The sequence below is a fragment of the Caulobacter sp. FWC2 genome (genome assembly GCF_002742625.1).
Taxonomy (GTDB): Bacteria; Pseudomonadota; Alphaproteobacteria; order Caulobacterales; family Caulobacteraceae; genus Caulobacter.
This window is the reverse complement of sequence record NZ_PEBF01000001.1, coordinates 157,554-176,042: the sequence shown is the minus strand read 5'-3', so window position 1 is coordinate 176,042 and position 18,489 is coordinate 157,554. Positions and strand designations below refer to the sequence as shown.

Sequence of the window (18,489 nt, the reverse complement as noted above, 5' to 3'; positions counted from 1 at the left end):
GGGTGGGGGTGATGCGGCCGTCAAAGCCGCACGGCCTCGCCAGCCAACGCCGTGCGAGCACCCCCATCCCCGACCCTTCCCCCATCAAGGGGGAAGGGAGCTTAAAACAATCGCCGATCAAATGGAGCGCCCCAGCGCTTCGGCCACCGTGAAGATGTCCTTGTCGCCGCGACCGCAGAGATTCATCACCACGATCTTGCCCTTGCCCAGTTCCTGGGCGATCTCGCCGACCCGGGCCAGGGCGTGGGCCGGTTCCAGCGCCGGAATGATGCCTTCGAGGGTCGAGCACAGCTGGAAGGCCGCCAGGGCCTCGTCGTCGGTGGTCGAGACATATTCGGCGCGGCCGATCTCGTGCAGGAACGAGTGCTCGGGGCCGATGCCGGGATAGTCCAGGCCGGCCGAGATCGAGTGTGCGTCGATGATCTGGCCGTCGTCGTCCTGCAGCAAGTAGGTGCGGTTGCCGTGCAGCACGCCGGGGCGGCCGCCGGTCAGGGAGGCCGCGTGCTTGTCGGTGGAGACGCCGTGGCCGGCCGCCTCGACGCCGATCAGGCGCACGCCCTCGTCGCCCAGGAACGGATGGAACAGGCCGATGGCGTTGGAGCCGCCGCCGATGCAGGCGACCACCGCGTCGGGGAGACGGCCTTCCATTTCCAGGATCTGCTCGCGCGCTTCGGTCCCGATCACGCTCTGGAAGTCGCGGACCATCACCGGATAGGGGTGCGGGCCAGCCGCCGTGCCGATCAGGTAATAGGTGTCGTGCACGTTGGTGACCCAATCGCGCATCGCCTCGTTCATGGCGTCCTTCAGGGTGCCGGTGCCCGAGGTCACGGGACGCACTTCAGCGCCCAGCAGGTTCATGCGGAAGACGTTGGGCTTCTGACGTTCGACGTCGGTGGCGCCCATATAGACGACGCATGGCAGGCCAAAGCGGGCGCAGACGGTGGCGGTGGCCACGCCGTGCTGGCCGGCGCCGGTCTCGGCGATGATCCGGGTCTTGCCCATCCGCATGGCCAGCAGGATCTGGCCCAGGGCGTTGTTGATCTTGTGCGAGCCGGTGTGGTTCAGCTCGTCGCGCTTGAAATAGATCTTGGCCCCGCCGAAGTGCTCGGTCAGCCGCTCGGCGAAATAGAGCGGGCTGGGCCGGCCGGCATAGTGGGTGTTGAAGCTGGTCAGCTCGGCCTGGAACTTCGGATCAGCCTTGGCGGCGGCGTAGGCCTCGCCCAGTTCCAGCACCAGCGGCATCAGGGTCTCGGCCACGTAGCGGCCGCCGAAGTCGCCGAAGCGGCCGTTGGCGTCGGGATAGGCCGAATAGTCGTTGGGCTTTGAAGGAGCGTTCACGAGAGCTTCCGAGCTGGGCTTTTCAGTCTTGGGCGCGTTTGACGGCGTCAAGAAACGCCGTGATCAGAGCCGGGTCCTTTAGGCCCGGACCGCGCTCCACGCCAGAAGAAACGTCCACGATCGGGGTTCCGGAGACCTTGATCGCCTCCGCCACGTTCCACGGATCCAGGCCGCCGGCGAGGAAATGCGGCCGCGAAAAGCGCCGGCCTTCCAGCAGTCCCCAGTCGAACCGGGCGCCCGTGCCGCCTGGCAAAACGGAGCCTTCGACGGGCTTGGCGTCGAACATCAGGTGCTCGGCGACGCTGTCGAAAGCGCTCGCCTGGTCGACATCGGCGGAAGACGACACCGAGAAGGCCTTGATGACGCCGACGCCGCTCCGGGCGGCGATCTCGCGGACCCGCGAGGGCGTCTCCTTGCCGTGCACCTGGATCAGGTCGGGGCGCATGGTGGCCATCAGGCGCTCGATCAGGGCGTCGTCGGGATCGACCGTCACCGCGACGCTCTTCACGCCGCGCCCGCGAACTGGCTCGACCAGCCGCGCGGCGGTCTCGGGCGCGAGGTTGCGCGGGCTCTTGTCGAAGAAGACGAACCCCAGGAACGCCGCCCCCCCGTCGAAGGCGGCCTTCACCGTCTCGGGCGTCGACAGTCCGCAGATCTTGGCCCCAAGGGCGGAAATGCTCATCGGGCGGGAGTTACGTCCGGGGAAGGAAAGAGGCAAGCCCAGGGATTCTGATGAAGGCCCCCTTCCCCCTGGATGGGGGAAGGGTGGGGGATGGGGGTGACTGCTGAGCTGGACGCCATGCGCGGCATCGACCGCCGTGGTCACCCCCACCCCTGCCCCTCCCCCATCAAGGGGGAGGGAACGTGACTGATCGACCTCGCGCCATGCGGCTGCGAGTGGGTTGGGGAGGCGACGGAGCGGCCGGGCGAACCCGGGGACCGTAATGGTTTGTTGTGTTTCGGCTCGCAGACCGCTCCGCCAGGCTGTTCTTGCCCGTGAGGATGGGGGGCGTGAGCGTATTTCAGCTCGGGACCCCACTAGCCCCCGGACGGGCGCGGACCAAGTCGATCGGCTACATCCGTCTCGACCCCGACGATCCACGATAGGCGGCTTGTACGATCCCCGCCCTGTCGCTCCGCTGATGGCTTGGCCCCGGACGGCTCCGTCACCCGCGTGCGCTCCTAAAGAGTAAGCGACGTGGCGTGAAGGCTCCGCCGGGAACCGCCAGCGGCCCCGCTCAACCTACCCCCGCCGCCGTCTTGGGCCGGATCCAAACGCCCTCCCCCGCGACGGGGACAGCTCTGAGTATGCGGCGGTGTTGAACGCCGATGATCCAGGGGCGCGAAAAAGTGAGAAGCGGTTGATTTCGTGGGGTTCGGCGGAGCGAACGCCGGGGATGGAGCGGGCTCAATCCCCGTGAACCCTCCCGCGACCGGGGGCGCTGTCGCGTAAGGGCCGGCCGGCGTCGCAAGGGGTGGACACCGGCCGGAGGGCTTACGCGTCGGCTTACTGCCGCCGACAATACCAAGATGGGGGCGCTGGGCGCGGGCGGTAGACCGTGCGACGCCCTGTCGCGGAGGTTGTCAGGCCAAGCTTACGCCGCCGTATCCTCCTCCGGCGTGTCGTAGGCCGCCATCATCGCCATGTTCAGGATCTTGGACACCGAGGCCGACAGCGGCGCGATCTGGATCGACTTGGACAGGCCCAGCAGCACCGGCCCGATCACCGTGGCCCCGCCCAGCGACTGCACCAGCTTGGTCGAGATCGAGGCGGCGTGGATGGCCGGCATGACCAGGATATTGGCGCTGTCGGTCAGGCGCATGAACGGATAGTTGGCGCGCTTTTCAGGATCCAGCGCCAGTTCCGGCGGCATTTCGCCCTCGTATTCGAACTCGACGTCCATCTCGTCGAGCATGGCCACGGCCTCGCGCACCTTCTCCGAGCGCAGGCCCATCGGGTTGCCGAAGGTCGAATAGCTCATGAAGGCGACGCGCGGCTTGAAGCCCAGGCGCTTGACCGCGCGGGCGGCCTCGCAGGCGATCTCGACCAGCTCCTCGGCCTCCGGCAGCTCGGTGACGTTGGTGTCGGCCACGAAGATCGTGCGGCCCTTGGCCAGCACCACCGACATGCCCATGATCCGGCCGCCCGGCGCGGGGTCGACGACGCGCAGCACCTCTTCCAGGGCCTGGTCGAAGCTGCGGGTGACGCCGGTGACCATGCCGTCGGCCTCGCCCAGGGTGACCATCGAGGCGGCGAAGCTGTTGCGGTCCTGGTTGATCAGGCGCTGGACGTCGCGCTTCAGGTAACCCTGGCGCTGCAGGCGGTGATAGAGCGCGTCGACATAGTCCGGATTGCGGTCGGACAGGCGGGCGTTGACGATCTCCAGCCCGACGGTCTCGGGATCGAGGCCGACCAGCTTCATGTTCTCGTGCACCAGGTTCTCGCGGCCGCACAGGATGGCCTTGCCGTAGCCGCCAGTCTGGTAGGCGTAGGCGGCGCGGATGACGCTGGGATCCTCGCCCTCGGCGAAGACGATGCGCTTGGGATTGGCCAGCACCGCGCCGGAAATCTTCTGCAGGAAGCCGGCGGTCGGATCCAGGCGCTGGGCAAGGCCGGCGCGATAGGCGTCCATGTCGGCGATCGGCTTGCGGGCCACGCCCGTGTCCATGGCCGCCTGGGCCACGAACGGCGGCACGTACCAGATCAGGCGCGGGTCGAAGGCCGAGGGGATGATGTATTGCGGGCCGAACTTCAGCTGGCGGCCGTGATAGGCGGCGGCGACCTCGTCGGGCACATCCTCGCGCGCCAGCATGGCCAGGGCCTGGGCGCAGGCGATCTTCATCTCGTGATTGACGCGACGGGCGCGCACGTCCAGGGCGCCGCGGAAGATGTAGGGAAAGCCCAGGACGTTATTGACCTGGTTGGGATAGTCGCTGCGGCCCGTGCCCATGATCGCGTCGGGGCGGACGGCGTGCACCTCTTCGGGCGTGATCTCAGGATCGGGATTGGCCATAGCGAAGATGACCGGGTTGGGCGCCATGCTGGCGATCATCTCGGGCGTGAAGGCGCCCTTCGCCGAAAGCCCCAGCAGTACGTCGGCGCCGGCGACGGCTTCAGCCAGGGTGCGCTTGTCGGTCTTGACCGCGTGGGCGCTCTTCCACTGGTTCATGCCCTCGGTGCGGCCCTCGTAGAGCACGCCCTTGCTGTCGACCGCGATGACGTTGGCCGGGTGGACGCCCATGGCCTTGATCAGCTCCAGCGAGGCGATGCCCGCCGCGCCGGGGCCGTTCAGCACGACCTTCACGTCCTCCAGCTTCTTGCCGGTGATGTGGCAGGCGTTGATCAGGCCGGCGGCGCAGATGATCGCCGTGCCGTGCTGGTCGTCATGGAACACCGGGATGTCGAGCAGGTCCTGCAGCTCGGTCTCGATGCGGAAGCACTCAGGGCTCTTGATGTCCTCCAGATTGATGCCGCCGAACGAGATCCCGATGTTCTTGACCACCGTGATGATCTCGTCGGGATCCTTGGAGCTGATCTCGATGTCGATGCTGTCGACGTCGCCGAAGCGCTTGAAGAGGACGGCCTTGCCTTCCATCACCGGCTTCGAGGCCAGCGCGCCGAGATCACCCAGGCCCAGAATGGCGGTGCCGTTGCTGATCACGGCGACCATGTTGCCCTTGGAGGTGTATTCGTAGGCCATGTCCGGATCGGCGGCGATGGCGTGGACCGGCACGGCGACGCCGGGCGAATAGGCCAGCGACAGATCGCGCTGGGTCGCCATCGGCTTGGTCGGGGTCACCTCCAGCTTGCCCGGCTGGGGGTAACGGTGGAAGGCCAAGGCCTCCTCATCCGTGAAGGTCTTGCGTTCCGCGTCGCTCATCCGGCGTTTCCCATTCCTGCTGCGCAAGTTGAAGAAGGGGCGCGCCGATCAATGCGAACACGCCCTTATGTGGGATCACCGTAGCGACGGGCGCCGAGGGTCACAACCGGGGAAGGACGCGAAAATCCCAGCAAACGCTTGTTGGGATTGGCCTTGCGTCAAGCGCGGTGACGCTTGGGAAGGCCAGGAGAGGTTGACCCGAGGGGGCGGATTGGGTGATTTGCCCCAGGTACATTTTGTACTGGAGCCCGATTTGTCCCAGCCCGTGAAGATCGCGATCGCCGGCGCCAACGGCCGCATGGGCCAGGCTGTGAGCAAAGCCCTGGAAGGCCGCGCCGACGCGATCGTCGCCGCGCGCTTCGAGCGCCCGGGCGTGGATGGCGCCGACCTGGTCTCGCGCCAGGAGGCCCTGGCGACCGCCGAGGCGGTGATCGACTTCACCTTGCCGGAAGCCTCGGTGCTGCTGGCCGAAGAAGCCGCCGTCTTGTTTGAGAAGAATGGGGGCGGGCCGGCCCTGATCATCGGCTCGACGGGCTTCTCCGACGAACAGCTGGCCCGCATCGACGCCGCCGCGACCAAGATCCCTATCGTCCGCTCGGGCAACTATTCGCTGGGCGTCAACATGCTGATGGGCCTGGTGCGCCAGGCCGCCGCCGCCCTGCCGGCCGAAGACTGGGACATCGAGGTCTTCGAGGCCCACCACAAGCGCAAGATCGACGCCCCCTCGGGCACGGCCCTGATGCTGGGCGAGGCCGCCGCCGAGGGGCGCAACGTCGGCCTTGGCCAGGTCGCCGACCGGGGCCGGGACGGCGTCACCGGCGCGCGCAAGGCGGGCGCGATCGGCTTCTCGGTCGTGCGCGGCGGCGGCATCATCGGCGAGCACAGTGTGATCTTCGCGGGCGAATCCGAGAGCCTGACCCTGTCGCACTCGGCCATCGACCGGGGCCTGTTCGCGCGCGGGGCCATCGCCGCCGCCGTGTGGGTCAAGGGCAAGCCGCCGGGCCTGTACGACATGCAGGACGTGCTGGGCTTTTCGAAGTAGGGATCTAAAGCTTAGCCGGGGGGCTTCTTAGGGATCTAGACTACAGGACCTGATGGCCGACCCCGCGACCGCTCCCGAAACCAGCAAGACCTCCCGCAAGGCATCCCGGAAAATGGGGGATCGCGCGCGCCTGCTCGATCTGGGCCTGGAAGCCGTGTCGCTGTCGATGCTGGCCCTGATCGCCACCGGCTTGGTCGTCTGGTCCGGTCGGCGCGAGATCAGTCGCGAGCTGGCCGAGGCCTGGCTGCGCGACCACGGCATCGAGGCCGCCGTTGAGCTGGACGACCTGGACGCCACCGGCTTCAGCGGCAAGGTCCGCCTGGGTTCGCGCGATAACCCCGTCTTCGCCGCCGACCGGCTGGAGGTCGCCTACGACCTCTCCGCGCCCTGGACCGGCGAGGCGTTCGGCATCCAGACCAAGGCCGTGCGGCTGGTCCGTCCACGCGTGCTGGCCAGCATCGACGACAAGGGCCAGGTGCGGTTCGGCGCCCTGCAGCCGCTGATCGACGACTTCCTGAAGTCACCGAAGACACCGAACGTCCCGGGCCCCGCCGTGCTGGTCGAGGACGCGCGGCTCGATCTCGTCACCCCAGGCGGCCGGGCCCGTCTCACCGGCGACGCCAGCCTGGACGATGGCCAGCTGCTGCGGTTCGACGGCCGCCTGGCGCCGCTGCGCTACGCCGTCCGCGACCTGGCCATCGACGCCAAGGGCGCAACCGTCTCGGCCCGCAAACGTGGCGACCGGCTGACGATCGACGTCTCGATGGCCCTCAACAGCCTGGAAGCGCCGGCCGCCGACCTGGCCGCGACCACCGCCAAGCTGACCGCCGACCTGCCCTATCCGGACCTGGCGAAGATGACGGCCAGCGGCCCGCTGGAAGCGCGGCTGATCCTGCGCGCCGAGGACGGCCGCTTCGGCGACGTCCAGGGCCAGGTCGTGACCGGCGACCTCTCCCTGACCGGACGCCTGGACGGCGGGCTGGACAGCTTCGCTTTCCTGGGCCGAGGCCGGGCGGCCCTGCGCGGCGAGCGCTTGTCGGCCCCGTCGGCGGACGCCCGCGACGCCAGCCTGGCCCTCGATCTGTCCCGCATCGCCGGCGGCAGACAAGACGGCCGCCTGACCTTGCGCGGGACCACCAGCGCGGATCTCCGGGCCGGCGAGGCGGTGGCGGCCGGAACCGCTGTCCGCGCTCTGCACGCTCGCGCGACCTCCGACGCTCTGGGCCTCGTCGCCGACACCAACGGCGCCAGCGTCAACGGCCCGCTGAAGATCGAGGCCGGCGCCGACCGCCTGACCGCCGGCGCGCTGGCCCTGGCTGCGGCGCGCCTGAATGCCAGCGGCCGCATCGACCAGAGCGCCAAGGGCCTGTTCCTGACTCTGAACGGTTCGGCCGGCGGTCGCAGCGCCATCTCAGGACCCGACGCCGACCGCCTGGCGGCCCTGATCCCCAACCCGGAGTACGGCAAGCCGCTGAGCCAGGCCCTGCGGACCTTCGACCTCGCCTTGCCCGCCGTCGGCCTGGAGATCAGCGGCGCGCACACCAAGGTCACCCTGCCCCGCGAGGCGCGCCTGGCCGCGCCCAACGGCGTCGTCCTGACCGCCGCCGCACCGAAAGGCCTGCTGCTGGACGCCGGCCCGGACGGGGCGCGGGGCGCGCTGCAGGCCTCGCTCTCCGGCGGTCGCCTGCCGACCGTGCGGATTACAGCCGGCGACTGGCGCGCCTCGGGCGGTGTCATGGCCTCGCCACTGACCATCGCCACCGAGGACTTCGACCTGCCGCCGGTCCAGGGCGTCACCGGTCTCATCGCCGGCCAGGCGCGGATCGCCGACGGCCGCTTCACCTTGACCATGCCCAAGTGCGCGCCGATCACCGCCAAGGCCTATGCCCTCGGCGACGCCCCGGTCACCGCGATCAAGGGCGCGCTCTGCCCCGCCAAGGCTCCGCTGGTCACGGCTGGGGCCAACGGCTGGAACGCCGCCGTCCGCTTCCAGGACGCCGAGGGTGAACTGGCGCTCGCCCAGGCCAAGCTGCAAGGCATCAAGGGCGAGGCGAGCCTGGGGGGAGCCGGCGGCTTCGAGCGCGCCACCGTCCAGGTCGCCAGCGCCGCCGTAACCGACGCCGCGCCGGAACGCCGCTTCAATCCCATCTTGGCGAAGGGTGACCTGACGCTGTCAGGCGGCCTATGGAACGGAAGCTTCCAGGCCACGACGCCGGTCGGCGCGCCGCTGGGCGAGATCCGCCTGCGCCACGTGGTGGCGACTGGCATTGGCCAGGCCGATATCGACGCCTCGAAACTGACCTTCGCCAAGGGTGGACTGCAACCGGCCGACCTGTCGCCGATGGCCGCCTTCGCCAAGAACGCGCAGGGCCCGGCCAGCTTCACCGGCGTCTTCGCCTGGAACGCCACGGGCGCGACCAGCCGTGGCCGCCTGGTCGCCAGCAAGATCGACTTCACCAGCCCGATCGGCCTGGTCGCCACCCTGGACGGCGCCGTCGACTTCGACAGCCTGGCGCCCCTGACCACCGCCCCGCGCCAGACCCTGAAGATCGCCAAGATCGACTCCATCGTGCCGCTCACCGCCGTGGAGTCCGAGTTCCAGCTGGCCGCCGACAGCCTCAAGGTCTCCAAGGCCACGTTCGAGGCCGCCAAGGGCAGGATCTCGATCGAGCCGATCGACGTGCCCCTGGGCCTAGACAAGACCCTCAGCGGGACCATCGTCATCGAGCATCTCGACCTGGGCGAAGTCATCGCCGCCTCGTCCCTGGCCGACAAGGTCAAGGTCGTGGCCGTGGTCGACGGCCGCCTGCCGTTCACCTTCGGCCCTGAAGGCCTGCGCTTCCAGGACGGGAAGATCCACGCCATCCAGCCAGGGCGGATCGAACTAGCCCGCGCGGCCCTGACAGGCGTCCAGGCCAGCCCGGCCGACAGCCCCGGCGCGCCACCGGCTCAGCCGGCGCAGGTCAACGCGATCCAGGACTTCGCCTATCAGGCCATGGAGAACCTGGCCTTCGAGCAGCTCGAAGCCGGCGTCAACAGCACCGACAAGGGCCGCCTGGGCATCCTCTTCCACATCAAGGGTGAGCACGACCCGAAGATCGCCGAGAAGGCCCGGGTCGGGATCCTGGACCTGCTGCGTGGCCGGGCCTTCGACAAGCGCATCGCCCTGCCGGCCAAGACGCCGGTCGACCTGACGCTCGACACGTCGCTGAACTTCGACGAGCTTCTGGCGGCCTGGCGCCGTTCATTCGCTCCCGAAGATGAGGCGGCCCAACCCCGTTCAGGTGCGGTTCAACCTTGACCCGCCAATCTGAAGACGAACTGGAGACTTCACGCATGAAGACGCGCGCCCTCTTGCTAGCCCTCGCCGCGACGGGAGCGCTCGGCGCGGCCGCCTGCACGCCCACCGTCCGCGTGAAGGTCGACCCGATCAATATCTACGCCAAGCTGGACGCCGACGTGCGCGTGCGGCTGGACAAGGAAGTCCAGTCGCTGATCCAGCAAAACCCCAACCTGTTCTAAGAAGGAGAGCCGACATGATCCGCAAGACGATGACGGTTCTGGCCCTGGGCCTGGCGATGACCGCCGCCGGCGCCAACATGGCCATGGCCCAATCGGCCGCCGCCAAGGCCGCCGTGGACGCCGCCAAGGCCGCTGGCACGGTCGGCGAGCAGGCCGACGGCTATCTGGGCATCGTGTCCGGCGGCGACGCCGGCCTGCGCGCCTCGGTCGCCGAGATCAACACCGGCCGCGCCGCCGCCTACAAGGACATCGCCGCCAAGACCGGCGTGACCCAGGACGCCGCCGGCCAGGCCACCGCCAAGCAGCTCTACAGCCGCCTGGCGCCGGGCCAATACTGGAAGCCGCTGGATGGCGGCTGGGTGAAGAAGTAACGATGACTGGCGCTAGGCGGCCTGGCCACCTAGCGCCTTCGCTCGCGCCCTTTTCGAATGGCAATCTTTGCCAAAGAGTGCCATTCTCACTCTGGAGGTGAGCCATGGCGACGATGAACGTATCTCTTCCCGACGCCATGAAGCTGTGGGTTGAAGAACAGGCTGAGACCGGTCGCTACAGCAACGCCAGCGACTATGTGCGCGACTTGATCCGCCGAGATCAGGAACGCGCCGACAAGATCGCGACGATGCAGCGGCTTATCGACGAAGCCGAGGCTGGCGGCGTCAGCACCAAGTCGATGAGCGAAATCCTGGATGCGGCGCGCCAAAAGGCCGGCGGGCGGCATGGCCTATAGGCTTAGCCTCAAGGCGGAGGACGACGTCACCCAGATCTACGTGACAGGCGTTGAGATGTTCGGAGTCGACCAAGCCGAGCGCTATCATGAGGGCCTGGAGCAAATCTTCAATTTCCTGTCGGATTTCCCGTTCGCCGCGGTGGAACGTACCGAACTGAAGGGTCTATCGCGCGTCCATTCCTATCGAAGTCACATCATTATCTATCGGCTCGACGGCCGGGATATCCTTATCCAGCGCGTGCGCCATGCGAGCGAAGATTGGATCCGGCAGCGCTAGCGCCTGCCGACAGCGCCCCCTAAAAGCGGCCAATGTCCGCCGCCCGTCCCCTACTCCTGCCCTATGCGGCCCTGATCGGGGCGATCGTCACCTTGTGCGTCGGCACGTCGCTGGCCAAGGGTCTGTTTCCGATCGTCGGCGCGCAGGGGACCAGCGCCTATCGGGTCGGGTTCGCGGCACTGATCCTGATGCTGGTCTGGCGGCCCTGGAGGCATCCGATCTCGCGCGCCGATCTGGGCCGGGTCGCGCTGTACGGCGCGGTGATGGGCGTGCTGAACCTCAGCTTCTACATGGCCATCCGCACCGTGCCGCTGGGCGTGGCCGTGGCCATCGAGTTCATCGGACCGCTGGCGGTCTCGGTCGCCAGCTCGCGCAAGCTGATCCACTTCGTCTGGATCGGCCTGGCCGTGCTGGGCCTGGCGCTGCTGCTGCCGATCGATCCGGGCGCCAAGCCGCTGGATCCTGTCGGGGTCGGCTTCGCCTGCGTCGCGGCGGTGATGTGGGCGCTCTACATCATCCTGGGCAAGCGGACCGGCCACCTGCACGCCGGGCGCTCGGTGGCGCTGGGCATGGCGGCCGCGGCCCTGATTGTCGTGCCGATCGGCGTCGCCTCGGCGGGGGTCACGCTCCTCCAGCCCAAGCTGATCGGCCTTGGCCTGGTGGCGGCGGTGATGTCCAGCGCCATTCCCTATTCGCTGGAGATGATCGCCCTGCGCGCCATCCCCAAGCGCAGCTTCGGCGTGATGCTGAGCCTGGAGCCGGCGGCCGGGGCGCTGGCGGGCTTGGTGATCCTGCACGAGCACCTGGCCGTGACCCAGTGGCTGGCCATCGCCGCCATCGTCGCGGCCTCGGCCGGGACGATCATGACGACGCCCGGCGACGCGGTGGCCGAAGACGTTCCTTAAGCGACGGACCCGCCGCGCACCACGAACCAGCCGTTGCGGAAGCCCTGGTCGGCCTTGCCATAGAGGAAGGGCGAGCCGTCGGGCTGGGTGAAGGTCCCGCCGGCGGCCACCACCACCGCGTGGGCCGCGGCGGTGTCCCATTCCGAGGTCGGGCCATGGCGGGGATAGATGTCGGCCGCGCCCTCGGCGATGCGGCACATCTTGATCGAGCTATCCATCGGGGCGCGCAGGTCGAAACCGTACTGGGCGGCCAGTTCGGCGGCCTTCTCCTCGCGCATGGTGTGGCTGACCAGGCCCAAAGCCTCGCCTGCGGGCCAAGGACGCACGCGAGCCGGGGTCTCGGCGCCGTCCGGGCTCGCGCGCTTGGCCGCGCCCTGGGCCGTCGTGAACCAGACCTCGCCGGTGGCCGGGGCGCAGACGGCGCCGGCGACCGGGACGCCGTTGTCGATCAGGCCGATATTGACCGTGAAGTTGGGATCGCCGCGCACGAAGGCCTTGGTGCCGTCGACCGGATCGACCAGGAAGAAGCGCGGCCCCACGGCGTCCGGCGTGCCGAACTCGCTGGCGTATTCCTCGGAGATCACGGGCACGTCCGGATAGAGCTCGGCCAAGCGCTGCAGGATCAGGCGCTCGCCGGCGCGGTCGGCCTCGGTGACCGGGCTCTCGTCGGCCTTCTGGACCACGGCCAGCTCGGTGCGCCAGAACGGCAGGATGACCACCGCGGCCTCTTCGGTGATCTTGGCCAGGGCGCGGCCCCAGTCCGCCAGGTTCTCAGTCATTCTTATCCCCGAGGGTCGTCGCCGACGAAGACCAGACGCACGCGATTGGCGTCGATGGTCTGCTTGCCGGCCTCTTCGAAATTGACGGTCACGCGGTGTCCGATCACGGACTGAACCTGCCCCAGACCCCAATCGGGCTGGCCGGGATGGCGCACCAAGACGCCAGGCTCTAGAAACGGATCAACCACGGGCTTCGTTTAGAGCGGCGGCCCCGGTTTGCCAAAGCCTCAAATCACGGCAAAGTCCGCCGCCATGACCGACATCGTCCCAGAGACCCCCCTCGTGGCCCCGGCTGCCGTGACGCCCGAAGCGGATGTCCAAGGCCCCGACTTCGCCGCCATGCTGGCCGCGCGCCTGTGCCATGACTTCATCAGCCCGGCCAGCGCCATCGTCTCGGGCCTGGATCTGCTGGACGATCCGTCCGCCCAGGACATGCGCGACGACGCCATGGGCCTGATCGCCTCGTCGGCCCGCAAGCTGGCCGACCTGCTGCAGTTCACCCGCGTGGCGTTCGGCGCCTCGGCCTCGGCCGAGAACTTCGACTCGCGCGAGCTGGAAAAGCTGGCCCAGGGCGTCTTCGCCCACGTCCGCCCGACCCTGGACTGGCAGATTGAGCCGCAGGCGATGAACAAGCCCTCGTCGCGCGCCATCCTCAACATCGCCCAGATCGCCGCCAGCGCGCTACCCGCCGGCGGCGTGGCCACGGTCAAGGCCGTCGCCGCCGACGGCCGCTTCTCCATCATCGCCGACTCGGTGGGTCCCCGCGCCCGCCTGCGTCCGGAGGTCCTGGCCGGCCTCAAGGGCGAGCCGCTGGCCGAGGGCCTGGGCGGTCCGTGGGTTCAGGCGGCGTATCTGAACGCCCTGGTCCGCGCGGCCGGCGGCCAGATCGCGGTCGAACTGGGCGAGGAGCGCGCCAGCATCGCGGCGTGGGTCCCCGCCTAGGGTTCTCAAGCGCAAGCTGCGGCATAAAAGTTACATTTGCCGCACCCCGATCCGGGTTTAGGCAAACCGCTCCTTAACCAGACCGCTCGCACGATGGCGCCCTGAATTGGAGCATGCCGTGAAGACCTGTCTGGTGGTCGACGACAGCCGGGTGATCCGCAAGGTCGCCCGCCGAGTCCTCGAGGACATCGGCTTCGAGATCGCCGAGGCCGCCGATGGCATGGAGGCCCTGGCGTGGTGCCGCGCGGCCATGCCCGACGCGGTGCTGCTCGATTGGAACATGCCGGTGATGAACGGCATCGACTTCCTGCGCCAGCTGCGCAGCGAGCCCGGCGGGACCGCGCCCAAGGTCGTCTTCTGCACGGTCGAGAACAGTCCCGACCACATCCGCGCCGCCATCGAGGCTGGGGCGGACGAGTACATCATGAAACCGTTCGACGGCGACATCATCGAGGCGAAGTTCGCCGAGGCCGGCCTGCTGTGACGCCCGAGGACATGGACCTTCTGGCGGCCCTGGGCCGCGCCCGCGCCGGCGTGCGGGTCGAAACCGAAAAGCCTTATCTCGTGGAGAGCCGCCTCTCGCCGCTGGCGCGACGCGAAGGCTACGATTCGATCGAGGCGCTGATCGCGGCCCTGCGCGCCAAGCGCGAGGACCGGCTGATCTGGGCCGTGGTCGAGGCCCTGTGCCGCAGCGACACCACCTTCTTCCGCGGCCGCGAGGCGTTCGCCCAGTTGCGCCACGAGGTCCTGCCCGCCCTGTCGCGTCGCCGCCCCGATACGCCGATCCGCATCTGGAGCGCGGCCTGCGCCACCGGCCAGGAGGTCTACTCGCTGGCCATCGCCGCCAATGAAGCCTCCGGCCTGGCGACCGGAACGCGGTTCGAGTTCTTCGGCTCCGACCTCTCCGAACGATCGCTGGAGAAGGCCCAGGCCGGGATCTACACCCAGTTCGAGGTCCAGCGCGGCCTGCCGATCCGGATGCTGGTCAAGTATTTCGAGAACCAGGACGACACCTGGGCGATCTCGCCGCGCATCCGCCAGATGGTGCGCTGGAAGCGGATCAACCTGCTGGCCGACCTGTCGGTCATGGGTCGCTTCGACGTCATCCTGCTGCGCGGCGTGCTGCGGAACATGGACGCTTCGCTTCGGGCCAAGGTGGTCCAGGCCCTGGTCAGCCTGCTGCCGACCGACGGCGTGCTGGTCCTGGATCCGGAAGACGACGCCTCGGAGTTCGACGACGTGCTGACCGCCGCGCCGGGCGGAACGGGGATCTATCTGCGCGATCCGTCGGTGCGGGTCGCCGCCGCAGCATAAGCCTTGGCCGGCGCGCGGGCGACCATCGCCCCGCCCATCAGACCACCCAAGGCCTCTCCCAGCTTGGTCATCCCGCCCACCGGCCCCGGCGTCACCGCCGCGAAGGCCGGCGCGAGCTTGCGGAACAGGATCGGCGGCGCCTCGGGACCGACGATCGCGCCGTGCAGGTCCATCAGGTCCACCACCTCGCGGGCGGCCTTGCGCCAGGCGACCGGCGGGGCGATGCCGTGCGGCGCCGGGGCGCGGCAATCGGAGAAGTCGGGCCTCAGGCCACAGCCCGCTTCGATCGCCGCCTCGACCCGACGCGCATAGGCCTGATCGCGGGCCAGGCGGTCCACATCGACCACCAGGTCGGCTTCCGGCAGCGCCTTGAGGTAAGAACGCAGCCACACCGCCAGGAAGGCCTGGAACGAGACGCTGGCCGGCGCGCGCTTCAGGCGCCGGCGGACGGCGGCGATGCGCGCGTCCAGCGTTCCAGCCGCATCGAAGTCATGACCCAGCAGGGTGCGCGAGACCTCGGCGCAGCCGGCCATCTCGGAGAGCAGCACATAGTGGCAGAGCTCGAAATAGGTCGGGCGGGGCCGCTTGCGCAGCGAATAGAACGACAGCCACTGCTGCACCGGATCGCGGATCAGCGCGACGTGGAAGCCGCCGAACCGGCGCTTCAGCCAGCCCACGCGGCCCAGGGTGCGGCAGCAGGCCAGGATCGGCGTCTCGCCCCGCGCCCGCGCCGCGCCGACCAGTTCCTCGACATAGGCCTGCTGAGCCAGGTCGCTGGCCTCGGGCTCGATCCAGAAACGGTCCAGCGCGAAGCCAGGCTGGAAGCGCCTCACCCCATCGGCCGGATCGAGAACGACCTCGAATTCCCTGAGGTAGGGATCCGCCCCGCCCGGATGGCGCAGGCCGCTGTTGTCGGGCGTCTCAACGTCGATGGTGTTGGCCGTGAGCCGCGCCAGCTGCTCGTGCCAGGGCTCGTAATAGGCGCGCACACCGGGCAGCGCCCGGAAACGGCTCCACACATAAGTGCTGGAGCAGCGCCAGCCGCTGTGCACGAAGACGGTCTTGGTGTGTGACGGCAAGCAGGCCCCTCGCAGGGCTTGAGCGTGACTTGCGATCTTTTCAGAGAGATATCGGCGAGACTGCTTAAGGTTGCATCATCGCAATAATGTAGCGCCTCAAGAAAAAGGCCCGCCGGCTGAACCGGCGGGCCTTTCGCTAGATCGTTGGGTAGGACGCGTTACTTGACGTCCTTGGCCGTGTCGCTGACCGCCTTACCGGCCGACGAGACGTCCTTGCCGGCGCCTTCGACGGTGTTGCAGGCCGCGACCGACAGGGACGCGAGGGCGGCGGCGATAATCACGAGCTTACGCATGGTCTTCTCCGATGTTCGCCCCCGAGGGGATGGAAAAGGGGCGTTGAAACGATTGCCCCTCAAGAACGCCAGCAGCGAAGCTCGGTTCCGGCCTAGGTTACGTGAATCACCGCCTCAGGGGTCGGGAAGGTGAGGCGCACCGTCAATCCGCGCGGGGTGTGGCTTTCGAACGCCACCTTGCCCCGCAGCTGACGGGCGAAGGCGGTCATCAGGGTGCGGCCGACCCCGCCGCCGACGCTGTCGGGCGCGCCCGGACCATCATCGCTGATCGAGAGTTCCGCCTCTTCGCCGCGCACATGGAAGCCCACCGCCAGCATGCCGCCGTTCGGACCGAAGGCGTGTTTCTGGGCGTTGGTGATGGCTTCGACGGCGAACAGGGCGATCGGGGCCAGACGATCGGGGTCGATGACCAGCGGATCGGCGTGGACTTCGGTCCTCACCAGCGACGAGGTCGACATGTCGTTGGCCAGCAGCTGGGCGGTCAGCTCTTCCAGGAACGGCCGCAGGTCCACGCGCTTGAGGTCGGGTCCCTGGTAGAGGGCGCGATAGATCTGGGCCAGGGCGGTGATCCGCTGGCGGGTGTCGTTCATCGCCGCCTTGGCCGCCGGATCGGCCAGCGCCCGCTGCTGCATGTTCAGCAGCGACGTGATGATCTGCAGGTTGTTCTTCACCCGGTGATGGATCTCGCGCATCAGCGCGTCCTTGTCGGCCAGGCTGTCCAGCAGCGAGGCGTCGCGGGCGACGATGCCGCCGGCCATGGCGTCGAGGGTGGCGGCCAGCTCGCGGATCTCTGGCGGCGCGCGTTCGGCCTGCAGCGGCCGGACGGTGAAGCGGCCACGAGCATAGATCGCCGCCACGCGCTGCAGGTAGACGATCCAGCGGATCACCTCCCGCTCGGCGACGATCAGCACCGCGCCCAGGGCCAGGAAGAAGGCCAGCAAAGGCAGCAGCAGACGCGATATCGGGTTGATCCACGCCCAGGACACCAGGCCCGGCGCGGGGGCCGACAGCACGACGAAGACATCGTCATTGACCAGGGGGGCGGCCGAATAGGTGCGCTCGTGATGCGCCGCGTCCTCGTGGCTCCAGATGGCCGCCCCGCTCTTGGCCGCGCGCTCGCGCCAGCCGCGCGGCGGCGTCGAGAAGGCCGCAGGATCGGTGGCGGCGAAGATCGCGCCGTTCGAATCGGCCAGGGCCACCTCGGCGCCGTTGGGCATGAAGCGGTTGACCGTGCCGACCTTCAGGTCGCGCAGGTTCAGGACGGCGGCCATCGCGCCTTCGAACTTGTCGGGCGCGCCGGCGCGGACGGCGGCCAGCACCGCCGGCTCGTTGGCGTAGACCGCACCCGGATCCGAGGCCACGACCATGCTCGCGCCGTCGCGCAGTTCCTGGAACCAGGGCCTTTGCCCTCGCTCAGTGTCGAACGGCGTGGTGGCGGCCGCGCAGGCCACGCGGCCGCGCGAGTCGAAGCGGATCAGGTTGGCGTAGCCCGGCAGGCGGGCGCGCACATCGGCCAGTCGCTGAGCGCATTCCAGCCCGAGCGAGCCGGGACCCAGGGTCTGCAGCAGCACCCCGGCGGCCTCGATGCGGGCGCGCGCATTGGCGGCGCTCTGTCCCGCAGCCAGTTCCAGGCTCTGACGACGCGAGTCGGCCTCTGCCCGGAAGGCGAAGATCGACTGCGCGCCGCCGATGATTAGCACGGGCAACAGAGCCACGCACAGCGCGAAGGCCAGGCGGACTCGAATGGAGGTTGCAGCCTGCCCGGCGCGGCCGGCGAAGGTCTTCACCGCAGGGAGCTCAACCGCTCCGCGTCGGCGAGGATCGCATGCATGGCGTCACCCGCCGATGCGCCGTCACGATCATAGGCCCCCGCTTCGAGGATGGCCTGCAACGCCCGGCGGGCGCGGCTGACCCGGCTCTTAACGGTACCCACGGCGCATCCGCAGATCTCGGCGGCCTCTTCATAGGCGAAACCGCCGGCCCCGACCAGGATCAGGGCTTCGCGCTGCTCGGCCGGAAGCATGCCCAGGCCCAGGCGCAGTTCGTCCAGGGCGACGGGCGCCTCCGGGTCGTCGACCGCCACCAGGGTCCGCTCGGCGGCTTCCTGGTCCAGCTGGCTCTGGCGCCAGCTGCGGCGTTTTTCCGAATAGAACTGGTTGCGCAGGATCATGAAGGTCCAGGCCTTCATGTTGGTGCCCAGCTGGAAGCTGGCGCGCGCGTCCCAGGCCTTCATCATCGCGTCCTGCGCCAGATCGTCGGCCGCGGTGGGGTCGCCGGTCAGGGTGCGGGCGAAGGCGCGCAGATGCGGAATCAGGGTGACCAGTTCGCGTTTGAACAGGTTGTCCCGGACGGGGTCGGGCGGCGAGCGGCCGACTTGCGGTTCGCTCATG

19 protein-coding genes are annotated in these 18,489 nt (G+C 68.9%); 10 read left to right on the top strand and 9 right to left on the bottom strand.

Features of this window, described 5'->3' with window-relative positions:
* Positions 1–117 precede the first annotated feature (117 nt).
* From trpB to CSW62_RS00865, 3 genes are all read right to left on the bottom strand, one after another.
* On the bottom strand, positions 118–1,338 hold the full coding sequence (trpB, locus tag CSW62_RS00880) for a tryptophan synthase subunit beta (RefSeq protein WP_099575353.1): 1,221 nt from the start codon (positions 1,336–1,338) through the stop codon (positions 118–120).
* 22 nt (positions 1,339–1,360) lie between these two features.
* Positions 1,361–2,020 (bottom strand): phosphoribosylanthranilate isomerase, encoded by a 660-nt coding sequence (locus CSW62_RS00875; protein ID WP_099575352.1) that lies wholly within the window; start codon positions 2,018–2,020, stop codon positions 1,361–1,363.
* A gap of 913 nt (positions 2,021–2,933) precedes the next feature.
* A complete protein-coding gene (locus tag CSW62_RS00865) occupies positions 2,934–5,219 on the bottom strand; it encodes an NADP-dependent malic enzyme (protein WP_099575351.1) in 2,286 nt (761 codons plus the stop codon).
* A 253-nt stretch (positions 5,220–5,472) separates the two neighbouring features.
* Between CSW62_RS00865 and dapB the strand changes: the two genes are divergently transcribed.
* The 7 genes from dapB (at position 5,473) to CSW62_RS00830 (ending at position 11,692) form a co-directional block, all read left to right on the top strand.
* Positions 5,473–6,261, top strand: a complete 789-nt coding sequence (gene dapB / locus CSW62_RS00860) for a 4-hydroxy-tetrahydrodipicolinate reductase (protein WP_099575350.1) — start codon at positions 5,473–5,475, stop codon at positions 6,259–6,261.
* Between the two features lie 52 nt (positions 6,262–6,313).
* The gene (locus CSW62_RS00855; RefSeq protein WP_099575349.1) at positions 6,314–9,562 is read left to right on the top strand and encodes a YdbH domain-containing protein; all 3,249 of its coding nucleotides are present in this window, start codon (positions 6,314–6,316) and stop codon (positions 9,560–9,562) included.
* Between the two features lie 35 nt (positions 9,563–9,597).
* Positions 9,598–9,783 carry a YnbE family lipoprotein gene (locus CSW62_RS00850; RefSeq protein ID WP_099575348.1) on the top strand — a complete coding sequence of 62 codons (186 nt, stop codon included), beginning with the start codon at positions 9,598–9,600 and terminating at the stop codon, positions 9,781–9,783.
* A gap of 14 nt (positions 9,784–9,797) precedes the next feature.
* Positions 9,798–10,154 (top strand): YdbL family protein, encoded by a 357-nt coding sequence (locus tag CSW62_RS00845; protein ID WP_099575347.1) that lies wholly within the window; start codon positions 9,798–9,800, stop codon positions 10,152–10,154.
* Positions 10,155–10,258: 104 nt separating this feature from the next.
* On the top strand, positions 10,259–10,510 hold the full coding sequence (locus tag CSW62_RS00840; protein ID WP_099575346.1) for a type II toxin-antitoxin system ParD family antitoxin: 252 nt from the start codon (positions 10,259–10,261) through the stop codon (positions 10,508–10,510).
* A complete protein-coding gene (locus CSW62_RS00835; RefSeq protein ID WP_199170485.1) occupies positions 10,470–10,787 on the top strand; it encodes a type II toxin-antitoxin system RelE/ParE family toxin in 318 nt (105 codons plus the stop codon). The genes CSW62_RS00840 and CSW62_RS00835 overlap by 41 nt, the downstream gene beginning before the upstream one ends.
* A gap of 32 nt (positions 10,788–10,819) precedes the next feature.
* Positions 10,820–11,692 carry a DMT family transporter gene (locus tag CSW62_RS00830; protein ID WP_099575344.1) on the top strand — a complete coding sequence of 291 codons (873 nt, stop codon included), beginning with the start codon at positions 10,820–10,822 and terminating at the stop codon, positions 11,690–11,692.
* Here the strand turns inward: CSW62_RS00830 and cysQ are convergent.
* Together cysQ and CSW62_RS00820 are read right to left on the bottom strand one after the other, a co-directional pair.
* Positions 11,689–12,471, bottom strand: coding sequence for a 3'(2'),5'-bisphosphate nucleotidase CysQ (cysQ, locus tag CSW62_RS00825; RefSeq protein ID WP_099575343.1), 783 nt, complete (start codon positions 12,469–12,471; stop codon positions 11,689–11,691). The genes CSW62_RS00830 and cysQ overlap by 4 nt on opposite strands.
* Before the next feature lie 2 nt (positions 12,472–12,473).
* Complete coding sequence (locus CSW62_RS00820) at positions 12,474–12,659, bottom strand: DUF3553 domain-containing protein (RefSeq protein ID WP_099575342.1); 186 nt, start codon at positions 12,657–12,659, stop codon at positions 12,474–12,476.
* Positions 12,660–12,723: 64 nt separating this feature from the next.
* Here CSW62_RS00820 and chpT point away from each other — a divergent pair, with 64 nt between their 5' ends.
* From chpT to CSW62_RS00805, 3 genes are all read left to right on the top strand, one after another.
* Entirely contained in the window at positions 12,724–13,413 is a 690-nt protein-coding gene (chpT, locus tag CSW62_RS00815) for a histidine phosphotransferase ChpT (RefSeq protein ID WP_099575341.1), read from the top strand.
* 106 nt (positions 13,414–13,519) lie between these two features.
* Positions 13,520–13,897, top strand: a complete 378-nt coding sequence (locus CSW62_RS00810; RefSeq protein WP_199170484.1) for a response regulator — start codon at positions 13,520–13,522, stop codon at positions 13,895–13,897.
* Positions 13,894–14,727 (top strand): protein-glutamate O-methyltransferase CheR, encoded by an 834-nt coding sequence (locus CSW62_RS00805; protein WP_099575339.1) that lies wholly within the window; start codon positions 13,894–13,896, stop codon positions 14,725–14,727. Before CSW62_RS00810 ends, CSW62_RS00805 begins: the two co-directional genes overlap by 4 nt.
* Here CSW62_RS00805 and CSW62_RS00800 read toward each other — a convergent pair.
* The 4 genes from CSW62_RS00800 to CSW62_RS00785 all read right to left on the bottom strand — a co-directional run bounded on the left by CSW62_RS00800 (position 14,685) and on the right by CSW62_RS00785 (position 18,488).
* Positions 14,685–15,806, bottom strand: coding sequence for a hypothetical protein (locus CSW62_RS00800; protein WP_099575338.1), 1,122 nt, complete (start codon positions 15,804–15,806; stop codon positions 14,685–14,687). The genes CSW62_RS00805 and CSW62_RS00800 overlap by 43 nt on opposite strands.
* A 158-nt stretch (positions 15,807–15,964) precedes the next feature.
* On the bottom strand, positions 15,965–16,099 hold the full coding sequence (locus CSW62_RS00795; RefSeq protein WP_099575337.1) for an entericidin A/B family lipoprotein: 135 nt from the start codon (positions 16,097–16,099) through the stop codon (positions 15,965–15,967).
* A gap of 92 nt (positions 16,100–16,191) precedes the next feature.
* Positions 16,192–17,886 (bottom strand): sensor histidine kinase, encoded by a 1,695-nt coding sequence (locus CSW62_RS00790; RefSeq protein WP_099575336.1) that lies wholly within the window; start codon positions 17,884–17,886, stop codon positions 16,192–16,194.
* On the bottom strand, positions 17,883–18,488 hold the full coding sequence (locus CSW62_RS00785; protein ID WP_099575335.1) for a sigma-70 family RNA polymerase sigma factor: 606 nt from the start codon (positions 18,486–18,488) through the stop codon (positions 17,883–17,885). Before CSW62_RS00785 ends, CSW62_RS00790 begins: the two co-directional genes overlap by 4 nt.
* Position 18,489: the final 1 nt, after the last annotated feature.